The organism is Pseudodesulfovibrio sp. S3, from assembly GCF_004025585.1.
Taxonomy (GTDB): Bacteria; Desulfobacterota; Desulfovibrionia; order Desulfovibrionales; family Desulfovibrionaceae; genus Pseudodesulfovibrio.
Map to the genome: position 1 here is coordinate 317,379 of NZ_QTZO01000001.1, position 19,926 is coordinate 337,304.

At 53.8% G+C, this 19,926-nt stretch carries 22 protein-coding genes; 20 read left to right on the forward strand and 2 right to left on the reverse strand.

Translation table 11 applies throughout. The annotated features are described in order from the left end of the window. Positions 1-6 precede the first annotated feature (6 nt). The 12 genes from qrcC (at position 7) to DWB63_RS01665 (ending at position 10,890) form a co-directional block, all read left to right on the forward strand. A complete protein-coding gene (gene qrcC, locus DWB63_RS01610) occupies positions 7-816 on the forward strand; it encodes a menaquinone reductase iron-sulfur cluster-binding subunit QrcC (RefSeq protein WP_128327049.1) in 810 nt (269 codons plus the stop codon). An 11-nt stretch (positions 817-827) separates the two neighbouring features. Continuing rightward, positions 828-2,054 (forward strand): menaquinone reductase integral membrane subunit QrcD, encoded by a 1,227-nt coding sequence (qrcD, locus tag DWB63_RS01615; RefSeq protein ID WP_128327050.1) that lies wholly within the window; start codon positions 828-830, stop codon positions 2,052-2,054. Positions 2,055-2,412: 358 nt separating this feature from the next. Continuing rightward, positions 2,413-3,480, forward strand: coding sequence for a TAXI family TRAP transporter solute-binding subunit (locus tag DWB63_RS01620; RefSeq protein ID WP_128327130.1), 1,068 nt, complete (start codon positions 2,413-2,415; stop codon positions 3,478-3,480). 342 nt (positions 3,481-3,822) lie between these two features. After that, complete coding sequence (locus DWB63_RS01625) at positions 3,823-4,551, forward strand: amino acid ABC transporter ATP-binding protein (RefSeq protein WP_128327051.1); 729 nt, start codon at positions 3,823-3,825, stop codon at positions 4,549-4,551. Between the two features lie 38 nt (positions 4,552-4,589). Continuing rightward, the gene (locus DWB63_RS01630; protein WP_128327052.1) at positions 4,590-5,396 is read left to right on the forward strand and encodes an ABC transporter substrate-binding protein; all 807 of its coding nucleotides are present in this window, start codon (positions 4,590-4,592) and stop codon (positions 5,394-5,396) included. A gap of 79 nt (positions 5,397-5,475) precedes the next feature. Beyond that, complete coding sequence (locus tag DWB63_RS01635) at positions 5,476-6,243, forward strand: amino acid ABC transporter permease (RefSeq protein ID WP_128327053.1); 768 nt, start codon at positions 5,476-5,478, stop codon at positions 6,241-6,243. A 10-nt stretch (positions 6,244-6,253) separates the two neighbouring features. Further along, on the forward strand, positions 6,254-6,970 hold the full coding sequence (locus DWB63_RS01640; protein ID WP_128327054.1) for an amino acid ABC transporter permease: 717 nt from the start codon (positions 6,254-6,256) through the stop codon (positions 6,968-6,970). A gap of 170 nt (positions 6,971-7,140) precedes the next feature. Further along, the gene (locus DWB63_RS01645) at positions 7,141-7,752 is read left to right on the forward strand and encodes a precorrin-8X methylmutase (RefSeq protein ID WP_128327055.1); all 612 of its coding nucleotides are present in this window, start codon (positions 7,141-7,143) and stop codon (positions 7,750-7,752) included. Between the two features lie 236 nt (positions 7,753-7,988). Beyond that, the gene (locus DWB63_RS01650; RefSeq protein WP_206613115.1) at positions 7,989-8,276 is read left to right on the forward strand and encodes a 4Fe-4S dicluster domain-containing protein; all 288 of its coding nucleotides are present in this window, start codon (positions 7,989-7,991) and stop codon (positions 8,274-8,276) included. A gap of 6 nt (positions 8,277-8,282) precedes the next feature. Beyond that, the gene (locus tag DWB63_RS01655; RefSeq protein ID WP_128327056.1) at positions 8,283-9,428 is read left to right on the forward strand and encodes a 2-oxoacid:acceptor oxidoreductase subunit alpha; all 1,146 of its coding nucleotides are present in this window, start codon (positions 8,283-8,285) and stop codon (positions 9,426-9,428) included. 4 nt (positions 9,429-9,432) lie between these two features. Beyond that, the gene (locus DWB63_RS01660) at positions 9,433-10,284 is read left to right on the forward strand and encodes a 2-oxoacid:ferredoxin oxidoreductase subunit beta (RefSeq protein WP_128327057.1); all 852 of its coding nucleotides are present in this window, start codon (positions 9,433-9,435) and stop codon (positions 10,282-10,284) included. Continuing rightward, positions 10,285-10,890: a 2-oxoacid:acceptor oxidoreductase family protein gene (locus DWB63_RS01665; RefSeq protein ID WP_128327058.1), complete on the forward strand. Its 606-nt coding sequence runs from the start codon at positions 10,285-10,287 to the stop codon at positions 10,888-10,890. Positions 10,891-10,959: 69 nt separating this feature from the next. Here DWB63_RS01665 and DWB63_RS01670 read toward each other — a convergent pair whose 3' ends face one another. Both DWB63_RS01670 and DWB63_RS01675 read right to left on the reverse strand, forming a co-directional pair. Then, positions 10,960-11,598, reverse strand: coding sequence for a FlgO family outer membrane protein (locus DWB63_RS01670; protein ID WP_241648534.1), 639 nt, complete (start codon positions 11,596-11,598; stop codon positions 10,960-10,962). Between the two features lie 107 nt (positions 11,599-11,705). After that, positions 11,706-12,530: a purine-nucleoside phosphorylase gene (locus tag DWB63_RS01675; protein WP_128327060.1), complete on the reverse strand. Its 825-nt coding sequence runs from the start codon at positions 12,528-12,530 to the stop codon at positions 11,706-11,708. 90 nt (positions 12,531-12,620) lie between these two features. On the opposite strand from DWB63_RS01675, the gene DWB63_RS01680 reads away from it, so the two are divergent. The 8 genes from DWB63_RS01680 to ssb all read left to right on the forward strand — a co-directional run bounded on the left by DWB63_RS01680 (position 12,621) and on the right by ssb (position 19,912). Continuing rightward, positions 12,621-13,373 carry a MotA/TolQ/ExbB proton channel family protein gene (locus tag DWB63_RS01680; RefSeq protein WP_128327061.1) on the forward strand — a complete coding sequence of 251 codons (753 nt, stop codon included), beginning with the start codon at positions 12,621-12,623 and terminating at the stop codon, positions 13,371-13,373. Next, positions 13,373-14,116, forward strand: coding sequence for a flagellar motor protein MotB (locus DWB63_RS01685; RefSeq protein WP_128327062.1), 744 nt, complete (start codon positions 13,373-13,375; stop codon positions 14,114-14,116). The genes DWB63_RS01680 and DWB63_RS01685 overlap by 1 nt, the downstream gene beginning before the upstream one ends. Positions 14,117-14,152: 36 nt before the next feature. After that, complete coding sequence (locus tag DWB63_RS01690) at positions 14,153-14,533, forward strand: PilZ domain-containing protein (RefSeq protein WP_128327063.1); 381 nt, start codon at positions 14,153-14,155, stop codon at positions 14,531-14,533. A gap of 2 nt (positions 14,534-14,535) precedes the next feature. Beyond that, positions 14,536-15,963 carry a biotin carboxylase N-terminal domain-containing protein gene (locus DWB63_RS01695; RefSeq protein WP_128327064.1) on the forward strand — a complete coding sequence of 476 codons (1,428 nt, stop codon included), beginning with the start codon at positions 14,536-14,538 and terminating at the stop codon, positions 15,961-15,963. 2 nt (positions 15,964-15,965) lie between these two features. Next, entirely contained in the window at positions 15,966-18,233 is a 2,268-nt protein-coding gene (locus DWB63_RS01700) for an acetyl-CoA carboxylase carboxyl transferase subunit alpha/beta (RefSeq protein ID WP_128327065.1), read from the forward strand. 70 nt (positions 18,234-18,303) lie between these two features. Further along, complete coding sequence (locus DWB63_RS01705) at positions 18,304-18,954, forward strand: biotin attachment protein (RefSeq protein ID WP_128327066.1); 651 nt, start codon at positions 18,304-18,306, stop codon at positions 18,952-18,954. A 27-nt stretch (positions 18,955-18,981) separates the two neighbouring features. Next, positions 18,982-19,323, forward strand: coding sequence for a hypothetical protein (locus DWB63_RS01710; RefSeq protein WP_128327067.1), 342 nt, complete (start codon positions 18,982-18,984; stop codon positions 19,321-19,323). A 43-nt stretch (positions 19,324-19,366) separates the two neighbouring features. Further along, complete coding sequence (gene ssb / locus DWB63_RS01715) at positions 19,367-19,912, forward strand: single-stranded DNA-binding protein (RefSeq protein ID WP_128327068.1); 546 nt, start codon at positions 19,367-19,369, stop codon at positions 19,910-19,912. Positions 19,913-19,926 lie beyond the last annotated feature (14 nt).

The following is a 19,926-nucleotide window of genomic DNA, read 5'->3' on the forward strand; positions in this document are numbered from 1 at the left end:
ACCGACATGCAAACAAAAGAATTCAAAATCAAGTGGGGCATGGTCATTGATATTGACAAATGCACCGGCTGCGGGGCCTGTATGGTCGGCTGTCAGGTGGAGAACAATATCGCTCCCATGACCAAAAAGGACCCCTATAACTACGTTCAGGCCTTGACCAAGGATCGCGACGACGCCTCCAACAAGCTCAAGACTCTGACTTGGATGACCGTTTACGAATTGTCCAACGGCCAGGCTTTCCCGGAGCACGAGACTGCCTATCTGCCCAGGCCCTGTATGCAGTGCGGCAACCCCGCGTGTGTGCCGGTCTGCCCGGTTATTGCCACGGACAAGAACGAAGAGGGCGGCATCGTCTCTCAGATCTACCCCCGTTGTATCGGTTGTAGATACTGTATGGCTGCCTGTCCCTACCATGCACGCTACTTCAACTGGTGGGATCCGCTCTGGCCGGAAGGCATGGACAAGGGCCTCAGCCCTGCCGTGTCCGTTCGTCCCCGCGGCGTGGTCGAGAAGTGCAACTTCTGCCATTCCCGCTACCTGGATGCCAAGGACAAGGCCCGTATGGACGGTGAAGATCCGATGAACCTGGCAGACGGCGCATACAACACCGCCTGTGCAGACATCTGTCCGACCAAGGCCATCACTTTTGGTGATCTGAACAATCCCGAACACGCGGTGCACGATCTCGCCAAGAGCCCGCATGCATTCCGTCTGCTCGAGAAACTCGGTCTGGCCCCGCAGGTCTACTACATGTCCGAGCGTGAATGGGTCCGCAAGCAGGGTGACAACTACAACGCCGGTGGCGGCGGACACTAGGAGGCTGAACAATGGATAGCAAACTCTTCCCGGAAGGGGTGCAGCGGTGCTCGTTCGGCAAGTTCCTGATCTGGACAGCCGTGATCCTGGGATTCTTTACCTGGGGTCTCTACGCAGCCGTGCTCGTGCTCTATAACGGAATCGGTACCACCGGCCTGGACAACTACTTCGGGTTCGGTGCCTGGATTACCTTTGACCTTGCCGTGATCGCACTCGGCGCCGGTGCATTCTTCACCGGTCTGCTCAAGTACATCCTCAAGATCAAACAACTTGAAAAGATTATCAATCTGACCGTTGTGGTCGGTTTTATCTGTTACTCCGGCGCCATGCTGGTGTTGACGCTCGACATCGGGCAGCCGGGCCGTGCATGGTTCGGTTACTGGCATCCGAACGTTCACTCCATGCTGACAGAAGTTATCTTCTGCATCACCTGTTACTGCACCGTCCTGATCATCGAGTTCGTCCCGCTGGTCCTGGAGCAGAAGCAGTTGAACAAGATTCCCTTCATTCACGCGCTCGCCCACAACATGCATGTCAACATGGCCCTGTTCGCTGGTATAGGTGCGTTTCTGTCCACCTTCCACCAGGGTTCTCTTGGCGGCATGTACGGCGTTCTGATCGGCCGTCCTTTCGCTTTCCGCGAAGGGTTCTTCATCTGGCCCTGGACCTTCTTCCTGTTCGTGCTCTCGGCTGTCGGCTCCGGCCCGGTATTCACCGTTCTGGTCGCCACCTTCATGGAGAAGCTCACCGGAAAGAAATTGGTCGACTTCAAGACCAAGGCCCTTATGGGCAAGATCGCCGGCACCATGCTGTGCGTCTACATGTTCTTCAAGATCCTCGACACCTGGGCATGGGCCACCGGCTATCTGCCTTCTGTCGGGCTGACCTTTGACGACATGTTCTATGGTCTGGTGTACGGCAAGTGGCTGATGTTCTCCGAGATCGTCCTGTGTGGTGTTGTCCCGGCGATCATGCTGATCGTCCCGGCCATCCGCAATCGTCCGGGGCTGCTTTATACCGCAGCCATTCTGGACTGCATCGGTGTATCTCTGAACCGCTACATCTTTACGGTTCAGACCATTGCCTTCCCGGCCATGCCGTTTGACTCCTGGCAGGTTTACGTCCCCAACTGGGTGGAATATGCCTCGTCCATCATGATCATCGCGTACGGCTTCCTGGTGCTGAGTCTGGTGTATCGTTACCTGCCCTTGTTCCCGCAGGAACGTGAATTGAACTAGTCTCCACAACCCCATCACAATCAAAGGCCTGCTTTCGAGCAGGCCTTTTTTTGTTGGTAAAGGGCCGTGGTTTTGCAAACCCTCAGCTTGTCGAGGCTTCGTATCAACCTGTGCCCGTAACTGTAAAATGTCCCCCGAATTACGCTCTAAGGTGTTCATGATTCCAACTGTCGTGATATTTAATACTTGAGGCTTTGCAGGAAACGGGTAAGTTTGATATATAATTTTGATAAGTCAATTCGGGTCAAATGGTTATGCCCCTCGTTGAAGGGCCTGAAGAGTTTGCAGGAAGTGTCTTTTTTAGCGGCATACGGGGGGCTGGTTTTCTCTGGATCGTGTCATGTTTCCGGAAGGCAAGATGAAAAGTTATTATCAGTTGGTTGCTGTCCTTATTGCGTGTTTCGTGTTGTCCCTTTCTCTGTTTGCATGCAGCGATGATCCGGAGGGCGAGAACACGGAAATTCCAGTTGCATTGAAACAGGGGAACACTGAAACGACAATGGCTGCAGCCCCCCCCGTCAAACCTATGAAATCCACTTTGGTGACTATCGGAACCGGTGGCATCACCGGGGTTTACTATCCGACAGGCGGGGGCATAGCCAATATTGTGAACAAGAAGCGGGAAGTCTATGGTCTCTCGGTTACGGTAGAATCCACCGGTGGCTCTGTGTTCAATATCAATGCTGTTTTGGCAGGGGATCTGGAATTCGGCATTGTGCAGTCCGACCGCCAGTTCCAGGCCGTCAACGGTCTTGCGGAATGGGAAAATGGAGGCCCTCGGGCAAAGCTCCGTGCCGTCTTTTCATTGTATCCGGAAACAGTGACTCTGGTCGCCGGAGCAGATTCCGGCATCAATACCATTGCAGACCTCAAAGGCAAGACAGTGAATATCGGTAACCCCGGTTCGGGACAGTATCAGAATTCCATTGATGCCCTGGAAGCCGTGGGCCTGCACCTCGACGATATTAACGGTACCAATTTTAAGGCTACAGCTGCTCCCGGTCTTTTGCAAAGCGGGAGCATAGATGCTCTGTTTTATACGGTGGGTCATCCATCCAAAGCCATTGGGGAGGTTTGCCAGGGGCCTCGCAAAGTCAATATCGTGTCCATCACAGGAGTGGATTCCCTCTTTGCCAAATACCCATTTTATGCCCCGTCCATTATTCCCATGCGGTATTACCCTGATGCCCTCAACAGCGGTGCCGATGTAATGAGTTTTGGCGTGAAAGCCACCCTGATTACCTCTGCCGATATTCCTGATGACGTCGTGTATGTGGTCACCAGAGAGGTTTTTGAGAATTTTGATGAGTTCAAGAAACTGCATCCGGCTTTTTCCGAACTGACTAAAAAAAGCATGTTGCGAGGACTGTCCGCGCCCATTCATCCCGGAGCAATGAGGTATTACAGGGAAGTTGGGTTGAAATAGTTTTTTTGCATGATTCTTAGAATTATATCCGGGTGGTTGTCGGTGCATCCATCTGTCTGGTTCCATGGCATTGGTCTGAAATGCTTTGAGGATTCGAATTTTCTTCATGCCTTGCGCAGCCATTGTCTACATTTTTGTCGGTATCAATCTGAATAGTATACGTTTTTGTAAACGTTTTAGGGGGATGACAGGAACGTATTCTCGGCGGGCACCTTGACTTTGTTTCATTTTCGGGCAATATTTATGGTCTGTGTTTGAAGTCCTGCCGGTTTGTCTGAATGCACAGCCGATTGCAGGATTTTACAATTCCTTTTCCATATTTACGTCTGGAGACACCTTCAAATGGCAATGATAGAAGTGCAGAAGCTGCACAAATGGTATGGCGATTTTCACGTTCTTCAAGGAATAACCGAATCCGTAAACAAAGGCGAAGTGTTGGTAATCTGCGGCCCTTCCGGTTCGGGTAAGTCCACTTTCATTCGTTGTATCAATCGGCTTGAGGAGTATCAGAAGGGGAATATCCTTTTTGACGGCAAGGATATCCAGGACAAGGACGTTAATATTAACGACCTGCGGGCCGAAATTGGTATCGTTTTCCAACAATTCAATCTTTATCCGCATCTGACTGTTCTGAAAAATGTCACCCTGGCCCCGATCAAGGTCAAGAATATGCCGAAAGATGAGGCCGAGGCCGTTGCTTTGACTCTGCTTGAGCGCGTTGGCATCCATGATCAGGCGCACAAATATCCCGCAGAGCTTTCCGGTGGTCAGCAACAGCGCGTCGCCATAGCCCGTTCCCTGGCCATGAAGCCGAAGGTCATGCTGTTTGACGAGCCCACTTCGGCCTTGGACCCGGAGATGATCAACGAGGTTCTTAACGTCATGAAGGACCTGGCACGCGAAGGCATGACCATGCTCTGCGTCACCCATGAGATGGGTTTTGCTCGTGAAGTCTGCGACCGAGTCCTGTTCATGGACGGCGGCGTGGTGGTTGAACAGGCTCCGCCGGATGAATTCTTCAAGAACCCGCAAAATGAGCGTACAAAGAACTTCCTCAAGGAAATTCTTTAAGTGGTATGTTATTGTAATCTCAAGAGAGGAGAGGATTTATGAAACGTTTGGTTATCGTCCTGGCACTGCTGCTGTCCTTTATGTTTGCAGCATCCGTGGCCACCGCCGGCAAGATTGAAGATGTGAAAGCAAAGGGTGTTCTGGTCTGTGGAGTCAAAGACTCTGTTTACCTGTTCGGTTTTATCGATCCCGAGACCAAGGAACTGGCCGGTTTCGACATTGATATTTGCAAATACATCGCTGACAAGCTTGGCGTGAAAGCAGAATTTCAGACTGTTACATCCAAGAACCGCATTCCCATGCTGACACAGGGTTCGGTCGACCTTCTGGCCGCCACCATGACGCACAAATTCTCCCGTGACGAGCAGATCGACTTTTCCATTACCTATTTCATGGACGGTCAGAAGCTCCTGGTAGAAAAGGGTTCCGGCATCGCTTCCGCTGCCGATCTGGCCAACAAGAAAGTCGGTACCGTCAAGGGATCCACTTCTGAAAAGAATATAAAGGCTGCTCAGCCTGCCGCTCAGGTCATCTCCTACGATGAATACCCGCAGGCCTTCATGGCCCTGAAGCAGGGCAAGGTCAAGGCTGTGACCACTGACTCCGGCATCCTGGCAGGTTTGAAGGCCAGCGACGACAATCCCGATAATTGGGAAATCGTTGGTGATTTCATTGCTTCCGAGCCTTACGGCTTGGGCGTACCCCAGGACGATTCCGCTTTCCGTGATTTCGTCAACAAGTCCCTGAACGAAATGTGGTTGGACGGCACCTACCAAAAGCTGTTCAAGAAATGGATGGGTTACGATCTGCCCGCAGGTTGGCAGATTGAGCTTTGGCCCATGTAATACGGATATAGTCTGAATCACCGGGAGCGCATGAGCGCTCCCGGTTCTCCGATTATCACATCAACATACGGATTGTATTTTGGATTATAATTTTCAATGGGCTAAAATGTTCACAGGTGAGCCCGCTTTATGGATGTGGGAAGGGTTTGTCACCACGATGCAGATATCGGTGACTTCGTTGTTCTGTGCAATGATTTTGGGCATCATCATCTGTGTATTACGGCTGACTCCATTCAAGGTTTTTCAGTGGTTCAGTATTGTTTTCATAGAATTTTTCAGGAATACGCCGCTGCTCGTCCAAATTTTTTTCTGGTATAATGCGGCCCATTTCGTCATCCCCGCCGGTATCAATCAGTGGATGAACGACCTTTATTACTGGTTCCCCGGTTCCTTTTCCCTGTTCGGTCATGAATACGTCGGTGAGTGGATGCTTTTCAATGTGGAGCTTTTCACCGGCATCATCGCTCTGACCGTGTACACCTCGGCCTTCATCGCCGAAGAAATCCGGGCAGGTATTTTCTCCATTCCCAAGAATCAGCTGGAGGCGTCTCGCGCTTCCGGGCTTTCGTTTTTACAGGGATACCGCTTTGTCATCTTGCCCCAGGCCCTGCGCATCGTCATACCGCCGCTTATCTCCCAGGCGTTGAACCTGATCAAGAACTCGTCGCTGGTCATGGTCTTGGGTGTTACCGACATCATGTATCAGGCCAGCCAGGTCGAATCGTATCATGCCATGCCGTTTGAGGCCTTTACCGTTGCACTGCTGATCTACCTGGCCATTTCCCTGGTCGTTTCGTTCTGCATCACCATGTACAACAAGCACTTCATGATCCAGGTCATGTACTAGGAGAAGGAAGATGCATTGGGATATACCTGCACATGATTTCACGTATTTCCTTTACGGGAATACTGTCGTTGATTTTACCTTTCCCTTTATCCACAATCCGGAAGGGCTTGTAGCCAGCGTCATTCTGGCAATTTTCGGCATTTTCGGTGCGTTCTGGATCGGTCTGGCCGCTGGTCTCATGCGCTTGTCCAGGAGACGGTGGGTCAAGCTGCCTGCCGTTGCCTATATTGAAATGATTCGCGGCATGCCGTTGTTGCTGCTCATTTTCTGGTTTTACTACATGGCGCCGGTGGTTACCGGGCAGACCATGCCCGCTTTCACCACCACCATGTTCTGCTTCATGGTGTTTACCGGAGCATACGTGGGTGAGATTGTCCGCGCCGGTGTCCTTGCTCTGCCCAAGGGGCAGATGGAGGCAGCCAGAAGCACGGGGTTGTCGAATGTTCAGGCAATGCAGTTGGTTATTCTGCCACAGGCCTTGAGGAACATGATTCCCTCTTTTGTGAATCAGTTCGTTTCCCTGACAAAGGATACTTCTCTTGCGGCCATTCTCGGCGTCATCGAGCTGACCAGAACTGGTGTTCAAGTGGATAACCGGGAGATGGTCGCATCCTTTGAAGTTTGGATCACGATTGCTGCTTTGTATTTCACTATTTGCTATGTGTTGACCTCTTACAGCCGTAGGCTTGAGGCTCAATTGTCCCGCTACCAGGCCAGAGACAGGTAGTGTAAAGGGCGTCCGGCCTCGAAAAACGGTAAGACGTGTACCGAAGCGGTCCGTGAAATGGTTGAAATCTGTTCCGGACCGTTTCTTTTTTTGAGAAAAACAAGATCATAAAAATATGAAAATCGTACCGAGAGGGCAGCGTTTTGAATGAAATAACCTTTCAGAATTTCATGAAACCGGAAGATATTGAGACCGAATCGTTTCGCATTATCGATTCAGAAGTGCCTGAGCCGCGTAAATTTACAGGCGCAGCGTGGACTATCGTACGCCGGATGATCCATACCACGGCCGATTTCGAGCTGCTTGACCTTGTCCGCATCCATGAAAAAGCAGTGGACTCCGGCATCAAGGCGCTGCAAAGCGGGGCGGTCATTGTTTCGGATACGGAAATGGCCAAGCGCGGAATGCCGGTCCGGCGGCTAGATCCCCTGGGGTGTGTTGTCCATTGCCTGATGAATGACGAACGCGTCGCGGCAAGGGCTGCGGCTGAAGGTGTCACGCGGGCTAAAGCGGCTGTTGACGTGGCCGTGGCCCGGTTGAATCCGGACATTTGGGTAGTGGGAAATGCGCCAACAGCGCTCATTCGGCTCGTGGAACATCTGGATATGGGGGCTAAAAAACCCGCGTTGATTATTGGCATGCCTGTTGGCTTTGTGAACGCAGCCGAGTCCAAGGCACTGCTCATGAGTCGAGATGTTCCCTATATTTCCATTGAGGGCAGGAAGGGCGGAAGTGCTTTGGCTGCATCGGTTGTCAACGCACTGGCTGTTTTGGCTGTTTGATTTTACAATTTTACAATGCGAATAATGCGCTCGAAAGAATTTCTTTCGAGCGCATTTTGTGTTTTTTTACTTTCGGTTTTTGAAAGTTGAAAATGAATTTTTCAAAAACGTTGGACACGCTGAAAAATCCTGTTAGGAATTCAGGTGAGTATCACATGTAGCGGATGCTTTAACTGATGGGTTTGTGTGTTTTCAGGCTTGAAGCCTAATTGAATATCTCAGCGCTGGAAGGAGCTATGCCCAGAAAAAACAAAGGCAAGAACAAGGTGACCATCTATCCTGATTGGTGCAAGGGGTGCGGTATTTGTGTCGCATTCTGCCCGAGCAAGGTGCTCGTAATGAGTCCTGAAGGAAAGGCGGTTGTGGAGCGGGAAGCGGATTGTATACGGTGCGGATTCTGTGAATTGCACTGTCCTGATTTCGCCATAGTGGTCTGTGACAAGGAATTCGACAAGGCAACCGAGCTTGTCAAATTCGAGGACGTCGAGACGGAGAAAAAGAAAGCAACCGGGAAGGGGGCTTAGTACATCATGCCCAGACGCAAGAAACGCACGGAAATATTCGCGCTCGGCAACGAGGCCGTTGCCGAAGGCGCGTTGTTGGCCGGGTGCACGTTTTACGGCGGGTATCCCATCACCCCGTCCACTGAGGTTATGGAGATCATGGCCAATCGCCTGCCTAAAACCGAAGGCGGCGTGTTCATTCAGCTCGAAGACGAAATCGCCAGCATGGGCGCCGTGATCGGGGCCTCCCTGGCCGGGCGCAAGGCCATGACCGCCACCAGTGGTCCCGGTTTTTCGCTCATGCAGGAAAACCTCGGTTATGCCATCATGGCCGAGACGCCCATGGTGCTGGTCAATGTCATGCGCGGCGGGCCGTCCACCGGATTGCCCACATGTCCTGCGCAGGGCGACGTGCAGCAGGCCCGATGGGGTACCCATGGCGACCATCCCATAATTGTTTTGTCCGCTTCCAATGTTCAGGAGTGCCTGGACATGACCATCACTGCCTTCAATATGGCCGAGAAGTATAGAACTCCGGTCATTCTGCTTCTGGACGAGGTTACGTCCCATACCCGTGAAAAGATCGAATTGCCCAATCCGGGCGAGTTCGAGGTCTTTTCACGGACGGTTCCGAGTATGCCGCCGGAATGGTACAAGCCTTATGAAGAAACCGTGCGCGGGGTGCCGCCCATGCCGCCCGTGGGCTCGGGCTATCGCTTTCATGTCACGGGCCTGACCCATGACCGCAACGGGTTTCCCACCCAGCGCCCCGAAGAAGTGGTGGAACTCATGGACCGTATTCATCGCAAGATCGATCAGTTCTTCTATGATATCCAATTGGTGGAAGAGATTCAGACAGAGGATGCAGAAATTTGTGTCATCGCTTACGGCTGCGTGGCCCGTTCCGCCGAACTGGCTGTGCACCAGGCCCGTCAGAATGGCGTCAAGGCCGGGCTGCTCAAGCTGAAAACCTTGTTCCCGTATCCCCGCAGGCATACCGAAAAGGTATTGGCTCACGCCAAGACGTTGATAGTGCCGGAAATGAACATGGGGCAGATGTCCCGCGAGGTGAAACGCGTGACCATGGGTAATGCCGCAGTCAGGACCATCAATCGCGTGGACGGCCAGATCGTCACTCCCTCGGAAATCCTCAAGGTCATCATGCAGGGGTAGCGACATGAGCAAAATCACCGGAAACGAAATAATTCATCAATATCTGAGGCACAACAAGAAGTTTCCTCATGTGCTGTGCGCCGGATGTGGTCACGGCATCGTGTTGGGAACTCTTATCCGTTCGATTCATTCTCTGGGGATTCCCAAGGACGATGTGGTCGTGGTGGCGGGCATAGGCTGTTCGGGGCGTCTGGCTGTATATGTGGACTTCAATACGGTCCATACCACCCACGGCCGCGCATTGACTTTTGCCACGGGCATCAAGATGGCCAATCCCAAGCTCAATGTTATCGCACTCATGGGCGACGGCGATGCTTTGTCCATAGGCGGCAATCATCTGATCCATGCGGCCCGCCGCAACATCGGGGTCACCGCCTTGGTCCTGAACAACAATATCTATGGCATGACAGGCGGTCAGAGTTCTCCGGCAACGCCCGAGGGCTCTGTCACCATGACCAACCCCTACGGTCAGCTTGATCGCAGTTTCGACACAGTTGAGCTTGCCAAGGGTGCAGGGGCCAACTATGTGGCCCGCGGCACGGTCTTCCATGTCAACAGGCTGGAGAAGATCATGACCGAGGCAATCGGTCGCCCCGGATTCAGTCTGGTGGAGGCCATAACGCCGTGTCATACCCAGTTCGGACGCAAGAACAAGTACAAGAGCTCCGTGGACATGTATAAGTGGCTGAAGTCAACGGCCATGTCTGTGGACCGTTACAATGAGCTTCCCGAGGAAAAACGCGGGGACCGTCTGCCCATCGGGGTATTTGTGGATCGGGATCGCCCCGGATTCGAGGAAGTGTACTATGCCATGCAGGCAGACTTCCTCAAGCCGACCGTAAAGGGGGGTAAGTAGATGAAAGCCCAACAGGAACTCGATCGTTTCGAGATACGCTTTTCCGGTCTGGGTGGTCAGGGTATCATCACCCTGGGCAAGATCATGGGGCAGGGCCTGGCATTGGGCCATGGCTACAATGTTACCCAGACACAGAGCTACGGCCCTGAGGCGCGCGGCGGCTCCAGCAAGTGCGATCTGGTCATCAGTTCCCACTCCATCAGTTACCCCAAGGCTGAGAATCTGGATCTGCTGGTGGCCCTTTCTCAGGAGGCGTGCAATGCCTATTTCCCGTATCTGAAACCGGGAGGGGTGCTGGTGCTTGAATCCGATCTGGTCAAGCAGCCGCCCACCAACCAGTTTCTCGGGTTGCCGTTCACCAGCCTTGCCAAAGACAAGGTGGGCATTGCCCAGGCCATGAATACCGTGGTTTTGGGGGCGCTCTCCTTTTTGCTTCCCTTCATGAATCAGGGGACCATGCGCAAAAGCCTGGAGTCGGTACTGCCGCCCAAGATCCGGACCGTCAATACCAAGGCTTTCAACCTCGGTCATCGGATGGCAAAAAAGGAATGGGGTGATGACGCCGGCGATGTCTGGCATGACGGCGACGTCAAAATCCTCAGATAACCTCAGTTGGTTGAATAATAAAACGGGGTGCCGGTTGTCCGGCACCCCGTTTTTGCTTTATGGGTCGGGTTATTCGAAGGAGGTTTTGACGCTGGGGGTCAGTCCTTCATCCTTTTTGAGTTGGGGGAGCATCTGGCGGACATTGTCGCTGATGGGCAGGACCCAGTCGTTGGCCGAGACCACTGCCGAGTCCACCAGCCTGACAACCTTTGCGGACACGTAGACGTAGTTGTCCCCGATGACATAGGTTCCTGTAAGCATTCCTGATCTGGGCGGTAGTTCTTTTTTGGCTCCGGCAAGGCCGCCGGTTTTCCGGTAGTCCGCAGCCGTTGTACCGCCCCCGTAGAGGAGGTCGGTTGCGCCGGGTTCACCTTCGGTGATGAGCATGCCGCGCTGTACTAGACGGTCAGCCACCTGTTGGGACATGACGGAACCGAATATGGATGTGTCGCCGGGGTCGTTCTGGTTTGTGAAACGCTTGACGTATATGGCGGATTGATTGGTCAGTTCCGCTTTCGCCACATTGGAATAGAGAACATCGGCTGCCCGATGGTTGAGTTCGATGATGGGTATTTCTTCGAGGTCATGGTAGGCGCGGGCGGTTGGTGCGGTGTCGAACACGTAATTGAATGTATCTGATGTAGCATCCTTGCTGTCTTCCCACATGCGGTTGCCGCACCCCTGCGTAAACAGAAGGGTGACTGCCATCAGGATACTCAACGCCGTTTTATTCATGTACTGCCGTCCCGGTGTCGCGATTGAAATCATACGTCGAATCGTGAGCGAATACGCTCATGAGATTCTTCGGTCGTTTTTCAGATTTCCTTTAGGATTGCACGAATAAGTTTTGTCATGGCTGCCGAGGACTTTTCGGCCTGGGCGATGACGTGATCAAGAGAGGCCTCCTCCATGCAGTCCGGGAGGTTCTTGTTGGTCAGGCAGGAGATGCCCAGGATTCGGATGCCCATATGGTGGGCGGCAATGGCTTCCATGCAGGTGGACATGCCGATGGCGTCTGCGCCCATGGCTCGGTACATGCGGGTTTCTGCAGGGGTTTCCATGTTCGGTCCCATGATTTGCATGAAGACGCCGCGCTCAAGACGTATGCCCAATTCCAGGGCTTTGTCCACGGCAAGACGGCGCAAGGCGGGATCATACACGGCGCACATGTCCGGGAAGCGGTCTCCCCAGGCATCATTGTTCTCGCCGCGAAGCGGGGTGGTTCCCGTCAGGTTGATGTGGTCTTCGATGAGCATGGGGGAACCCGTCTCGAATGACGGATTCAGCGCGCCCACCGCATTGGTCAGGATGAGTGTCTTTATGCCGAGTTCTCCCAGGACGCGGATGTTGTGGGTCGCTTCCCGGGCCGTGAAGCCTTCGTAGAGGTGGAAACGGCCTTCAAGGGCAAGCACCGGCACTCCGTCGATGGTTCCGGAGATCAGCCGCCCGGCATGGCTCTTGACGGTGGATACGGGGAACTGGTCGATCTCCCTGTAGGGGAGGTAGGTCGGGGTTGCTATTGCTGCGGTCAAACCGCCTAGACCGGTGCCTGTAACGAAAGCGACAGTATCATCTTGAATTATGCCTAGCTTTTCATGTATGTATGCGGCAGAATGTTGTATCTTTTTATGGTATTCCATGCTGGTTCCTTTGGTTTGCACATGCAGTTGGGCAGGAAGAACTCTTTTTAGCTAACGGACCGAACAGACAATTAAGGATAGGCTCGCTTTATGGATATCGTGACTCTACTTGGTCTTGCTGTCGGGTTGTCGCTCATAATCGGTGCGATTATCATCGGTGGAGCTGTTGATGTCTTTATCAATGTTCCCGGTATGATGATCGTTGTCGGCGGCACCCTTGCCTCCATAATGGTGGCCTTCCCTTTCGAAGAAGTTATACAGGCGTTCACAGCGGCATTCAAGATGTTCGTGAGCAGAAAGAGCAAGGTCCGCGACGTGGTCAACATCATGGTCAAGGTCGCCGAGATCAGCCGCCGGGAAGGACTCGTTGCCTTGGAAAATGTTCAGACTGAAAACATGGTCCTCAAGAAGTCCTGCCAGCTCATCGCAGATAACGCCGACCCGGACCTCATTCGTTCCACACTGTCCATCGAGATCAATTCCATGCGCCGACGTCATCAGGTGGGGCAGGATGTATTCAAGCGGCTGGCCTCCCTGGCTCCGGCCTTCGGGATGATGGGAACACTCATAGGGCTTGTCCAGATGCTTTCCCAGCTTGATGATCCCAAATCCATTGGGCCGGCTATGGCCGTAGCGCTGCTGACCACTTTTTACGGGTCGGCCATGTCCACACTCATTTTCATTCCCATGGCCGCGAAGCTCAAAGCCCGCACCCTGCAGGAGCAGTTGAACCTGGAGGTCATTTTCGAAGGAGCCAAGTCCATCCTGGAGAACAACAACCCCAGGCTTGTCTATGAAAAACTGTCATCCTTCCTGGCCCCGGCAGATAGGGAGACGCGCTGATGAGTGATTATGATGATACGTCATTGAATATAATTGAAGAAGACGAGGCCGAGGGCGGCGAGTGGTTGACGACATTTGCCGATCTTTCCATGCTGCTTCTTGTCTTTTTCGTGCTGCTCTATTCCATGTCCACCTTGGATACACAGAAGTTTTCCGATACCTTTTCTTCGGTTACCAAGGCATTGCAAGGGAAAATGGATAAGATCTCCACCAGCAAGATCACCCGTGAAGAGGCTGGTGTGCTCATCGACCAGGCGTTGATGCGCCGACAGATCATCGAATCCCAGCGCAAGGTCTATGCCGAGGTCAAGACCCTTCAAACCAAGAAGGGAGTGGAAGGACTGGTCAGCGCCAATTTCGAAGACGGTGTCATCACCATACGTGTACCCGGGGACGTCATGTTCCCATCCGGTCAGGTCGATCTCACGCCCCAGGGAGTGATTTTGGTGACGGCCCTCAAGGATTTTTTCATTCAACACAAGGACCAGAATATCAAGATCGTCGGGTATACCGACAATGTCCGTCCCAGTTCGAAATCAAGGTTCAAGGACAATTGGGAGGTGTCGGCCCTGCGCGCAGTCAATGTGCTGCGCGAATTGCTTAAGATGGGGCTTGAATCCACCCGGTTGACGGCTACGGGGTTGGCTTATCTCAATCCTCTCTATCCGAACACCTCGGAAGAGTATCGGGCCAAGAACCGGAGGGTTGAGTTCGTGCTTGAAAAACGGGTTTCAGGGAAGTAGGTTTTTCTGGGGTTTCATTGTATTTTGGGGGGAAGAATGGACTTTGAGATAAACATACCCGATGAAGACGAAAAGCTGCGTAAGGCCTTTCGCACCAAGGTTCCCGGTTTGACCGTCCGTTTCCCGGCACTCAATCGTGTCTTGGAGGTCATGGATTTGAGCGCCACAGGGTTTGCCGTGCTTGATTCGGAAAAGGGTTTCAAGGAAAAACAGTCCCTTGAAGTGGAACTCTTGATCAAGAACAAATTGTTCATAAGCGGCGTCACCGCCATTATCATGCGCGTACTCGATAACGGCATCGTCGGCATGAATTTCGTCGATCTTGATCGCAATAAGCAGATCAAGCTCGACAAGCTGGTTCTTGAGGTTCAGAAACGACTCATCGCTCTGCGCAAGAAGAAACGCGAGCAAGGCTGACCGTGAATTTCAAAAACATCGACCGCCATAAGGTCCTTATTGCCAACCGAGGTGAAATCGCCATGCGGGTCATGGGCGCATGTCAGCGTCTGGACCTGGATTTCGTTTGCGTCTGTACGCCAGAGGATCGGACTTCCGGCCATGTGAAGCTTGCCCGTGAACTGGCGGGAAAAGAAGCGGTCTACACAATCACCTCGTATATTGATGCCAACGAGCTGTTTTCCGTGGCCGATGCCAGTGGCGCTACGGCCGTGCATCCCGGATACGGTTTTTTCGCCGAGGATTTTCGGTTTGCCAGGCGGGTGGTGCGTCGGGATCGGCCCATGGTGTTCATAGGGCCGTCCTGGTGGGTCATCCGTGACTTGGGAGACAAGATCAATACCAAGCGTATCGCCCGTTCTCTGGGCGTCCCGACCGTGCCGGGGTCGGACAGGCCCGTGTACAGTGAGCTTGAGGCCGATGAGATTGCCTCCAGCCTGTTCGAGTTTCAGGCCAGCCAGGGCATTGTGGACGGCGTGGTCATGGTCAAAGCCTCGGCCGGCGGCGGCGGGATGGGGATCGAGGAGGTCGGGGATTTCAATGAGTTCCGGTCCGTGTTCAGGCGGATTCGCAACTATGCCAAACGGAATTTTGGCGATGAGGGTGTACTCATCGAGCAGCGCATTTTCGATTTCAACCACCTGGAAGTGCAGGTGGTTTCCGAACGGAAAGGCAAGAATCATGTCCACTTCGGCACACGGAATTGTTCGGTGCAGTCTTCGGGTAAACAAAAGCGCATCGAGGTGGCACCGGGTTTCACGCCGGACGTGGTCCCGTATACCTTTGACGCAGGTCGGGTCCTGACCGAAATTACCGAACACTCGCTGGCCATGGCTCGCGAGTCGGGTTACGACAACGTGGGCACCTGGGAGTGGATCATTACACCCAAAGGCGAGCCGTTTCTCATGGAGGTCAACACGCGAATTCAGGTTGAAAACGGGGTCTCGGCAGTTATCTCTAGGGTAAAGGACAAGCCCGTGGATATCCTCACCGAGCAGATTCGTCTGGCCCTGGGGGCACCGCTGGGCTACGGACAGGCTGATATCGATTTTCACGGGGTGGGCATCGAGTACCGCATCGTGGCCGAGAATACGGCCAATCGGTTTACGCCGTGCGCCGGACGGATTACCCGGTTCGACTGGCCCGAGAGGGACTGGCTTGATGTGTACACGCATGTGCCCCTGGACTGCGAATATGAAATTCCCATGGAGTTTGATCCGAACCTTGCCCTGGCCATCATATGGGGATGCGACCTGGCCGAGGCCAAGGCGCGCGGGCTGGAGTTCCTCGATGCGTTGGTCCTGGAGGGAAACGTATGTGGCAATGCAGAAGTGTTCTATACCAACATCCAGTATCTGAAAGCAAAAACCGGTAGACTTCTGGAGTTCTGATCATGGATAGAGAAAGAAGAATCCAGAGTATCAAGGACCGTTTGAATTATATTCAAGACATCTTCGGGAATCGGGAAGATGAGTCAATCCGCCTGCTTTCAGCCAAGTTCGGTGAATTGTTGGAGCGACATCAGAGCCTTCCGGCCGGCGTCAAAGCCGACGAGCTTTCCCGGATAGCGGACCTGTTCGATTTCTCCGAGCGTAAGCTCGACACCACGCTTACCCCCATGGATCGGGTGCGCATAGTGCGTCATCCCCAGCGCGTGTGTCTCAAGGATATCCTGGAGAACGTCTACGATAATTACACCGAGATCGGTGGCCGGGGCGAGTACAACATCGACCCGAGTATGCTGATAGCAAGAGCAGTGTTTTCCCGACGCGTGGGCGGCAAGGTCATCAATCAGATGGTCATGGTCATCGGACAGGAAAAAGGACACGGGGAGGCTTTCCGCAACGGAGGGTCGGTTAAGCCCTGGGGCAATGCCAAGGCCCTGCATTACATGAAAGTGGCTGAGACCGAGAATATCCCGGTTCACGCCTTTGTGTTCACTCCGGGAGCCTATCCCGTGGAGGACTGGCCCGGTGCCGCTCAGCAGATTGCGAGGAATCTCTATGAGTTGGCTGCGCTTCGCGTGCCGGTCATTTCCGTTTTTTCCGAGGGCGGTTCAGGGGGAGCCGAGGCTATCGGTCTGGCGGATCGTCGAATCATGCTCTCTCATGGCTATTATTCCGTGATTTCTCCCGAGGGTGCAGCGGCCATTGAAGCCGGTTTGCGGGGCGGAACCAGGGCCACGCCTGAGCTGATCGAAAAATGTGCCCGCCTGCTGTGCATCACGGCCGAAGACAATCTTCGCAACGGGTATGTGGATCGGGTGCTTCAGGAACCTCCGCTGGGCGCGCGACCCCATCATTATGATTTTTTCAATGAATTGCGGCGGGAATTGATCCAGGCCACCAATGAAGCGGTGAGCGAGGTCAAGCCCATGAAGCTGTATCGGGCCATGGCCGTTCGTGCCAGCAAGACCGATGACGCCGAATCCATCTATATGCGGTGGAATCTATCCAAGTCCGGTCTCAACCGGTTGGTGGAGATGCGCCAGCGCAAGTTCCGGGCAATGAGCCGTCATGCCCGTCTGGATGGTACCGGCATAATCAGCCGGGCTGTAGCGGCCACCAAGGGAAGCATCTGGGCCACCCATTCATTTTTGCGTTACGATCTGCTGGGGCGGCAAAAAAAGCGGTTGAATGCCGTGTTTGAAGATCTCGGAGCCGAGGCCCATCTGGTGCGTCACAAGCTGCTTATGCCGATCAAGCGGGCCGTGGATAAGCTTCTGCCCGGCAACGGTGCCGGACAGATAAGAGGGGGCGAGGAAGTTCTGGACAAGTTGACCCGGCTTTCCTGTCCCGAGGACGGGGCGTGCCTGGGGGGCAGCGAATGGGCCTGGACCAGTCCACGCAGTCAGGAGGACCGGACCATAACCTGTCCCAATGTACGAACTCAACACTGCCCGGACCTATGGGTGCCGGATCTGTTCGGCGACTTTGCGGGAGTATGTCCCTCTTGCGGGCATCATTTCCCCATGGAATACCGCTGGTATTTGAAAAATGTCTTTGATTACTATGAATCCAAGGAATTCAACCAGCAGCTTGAATCCATCAATCCCCTTGGCTATGAAAAATTCGATCTCAAGTTGGACAAGGCCAAGGAGCAGACTGGCCTGAAATCCGCTTGCATCACCTTTGAGACATCCATTGAAGAAGTGGACACGGTGGTGGCGGTTCTGTGCGCCCCGTTCAGGGGCGGCAGTGTCGGGGCTGCCGAGGGTGAAAAGTTCATACGGGCGGCGGAGCGGGCGACTCGCAAGCGTCAGCCGTTCATCGCATACGTTCACGGCACCGCAGGCATCCGCATTCAGGAGGGCGTCAACGGCGTTATCCAGATGCCGCGTTGCACCATTGCCGTGCGTCGGTATATTGATGCTGGCGGCCTCTACCTGGTGCTCTACGACACCAATTCCTATGCCGGTCCAGTGGCCAGTTTTCTTGGCTGTTCCCCTTATCAATTCGCGGTGCAGTCCTCCAATATCGGGTTCGCAGGGCCGGGGGTCATCACCGAGACCACGGGGATCACTGTCGCACCGGATTATCACAGGGCGTATCACGCGCTGTCCCGCGGTCATATCCATGGCATATGGGATCGACGGGAGGTCAAGAAGAACCTTCACCAATCTCTCTTGACCATGGGTGGGCGCAACCTTTACTATCGTTAACTAATGCGATACATCCAGCGCGTCCCGTGTTTTAAACACGGATAAAAAAGATGATAATAGAGGAAATTTAGTGCTTAATATTAAAGGTTTGCTTGATAAGGTCAAGGCGTCTCCCTATCGCGAGATCGTGGTCGAGGCTCCCCATACCGGTGTAGTCGAATTTGCCGAGTTGAAGCAGGGCGACAAGGTGCGCGGCCCTGGTGGGGATTTCAAGGAAAAGCCCGGCACCCTGTTGGTCAATCTCACCCGCGAGAAGAACAGGAAGCCCATCGTCGCCCCTGAAAAGGGTGTGATCGAGGCCCTGCATCTGCAGCACGAAGGCCGTTTTGTGGAAGCGGGTGAACCCTTGGTGACCATCAAGCATTACATGACCCGCAAGGAAGTCATTGAGTTGATCCTTCGGGAGGCCTTGTTCCTGTTCCGGGCTCCTGAGCGGGCAAAATATTATTTTGTCCCTGAAGTGGATCAGAAACTCAAGGTCTCGGGCAAACGTTCGGTCAAGGTCCATGATGGCATGGAATTCCTGATCGTATCCCGCATGAAAAGGGAGACCCCCCTGGTCTACTCCGGGCCTGAGGGCATCATCTATTCCGTGTATTTCGGTCGCGGTGACAATGTCGACGAGGGACAACCTCTCATCGGCGTCTGTCCCGAAGACCAGCTTACCGTCATTCAGGATGTGGTCGCCCGTATCCAGAGCGAGTGGGAAGAAGAGGCGTAACCGACTTCAAGACCAAAGGGGAATCACATGGGCAGACTGCTGCAAGTTCGGGTTTCTGCGTGGACATTCAGTGAGGATGAGGTCGAAAAGAAGTGGCCTTCCCTGTGGAATCTGGTCTGGGAGGACAGCAGTGTCATCCCCAAGAAAGGCGTGCTCGAACTGGCCGCAGCGGTGTTTGATGCTGTCCGGGCGGGGCTTATTCCCGATGATCAGGCCAAGGCATTGAAGGAACAGGCCGACAAGGTCGATGATCTGCGCCTGGCCGTTGAAAAGGCCCTTGCCGACTGGAAGCCTGCCGAGGCGGACAAGCTAATCTACGCATTGGAAGACACCCTTGATGTGTTGGAAGACATTGCAGAGAAATTTTGATACTGATTTTTCATACGAAATATAGAAGGCAAGGAGTTTTGAAATGGCTGGCAGCATGAATAAAGTGATTCTCATCGGCAGGTTGGGGCGTGATCCCGAGATGTCCTATACCCCAAACGGCCAGGCCCGTTGCAAGTTTTCCATCGCGACGGATGAGGGATATCGCGACAGGCAGACCGGTCAGAAGGTCGAGAAGACTGAGTGGCACAATATCGTTGCCTGGCGTCAGACAGCGGAATTTTGCGGCAACTATTTGGCCAAGGGACGTCTGGTTATGGTCGAGGGCAAATTGCAGACCCGCAAGTGGCAGGACCAAAGCACCGGGCAGGACCGCTATATGACCGAAATCGTGGCTGACAACGTCCAGGGACTGGATCGTTCTCCGGACGGCCCGCAGGCCGGTCAGCAGCAGGGCGGCTACCAGCAGCAGGGCGGCGGGTATCAGCAGAACAATGCTCCGCAGCAAGGTCGTCCCCAGGGCGGTTACCAGCAGCCGCAGGGACAACCCCAGCCGCCGCAACAGGAAGACGAGGATCTCGGTCCCGCTTTCCCGTCCGAGGCGAGCGGCATGGATGACGTGCCTTTCTAGGGCAGAATGAATTT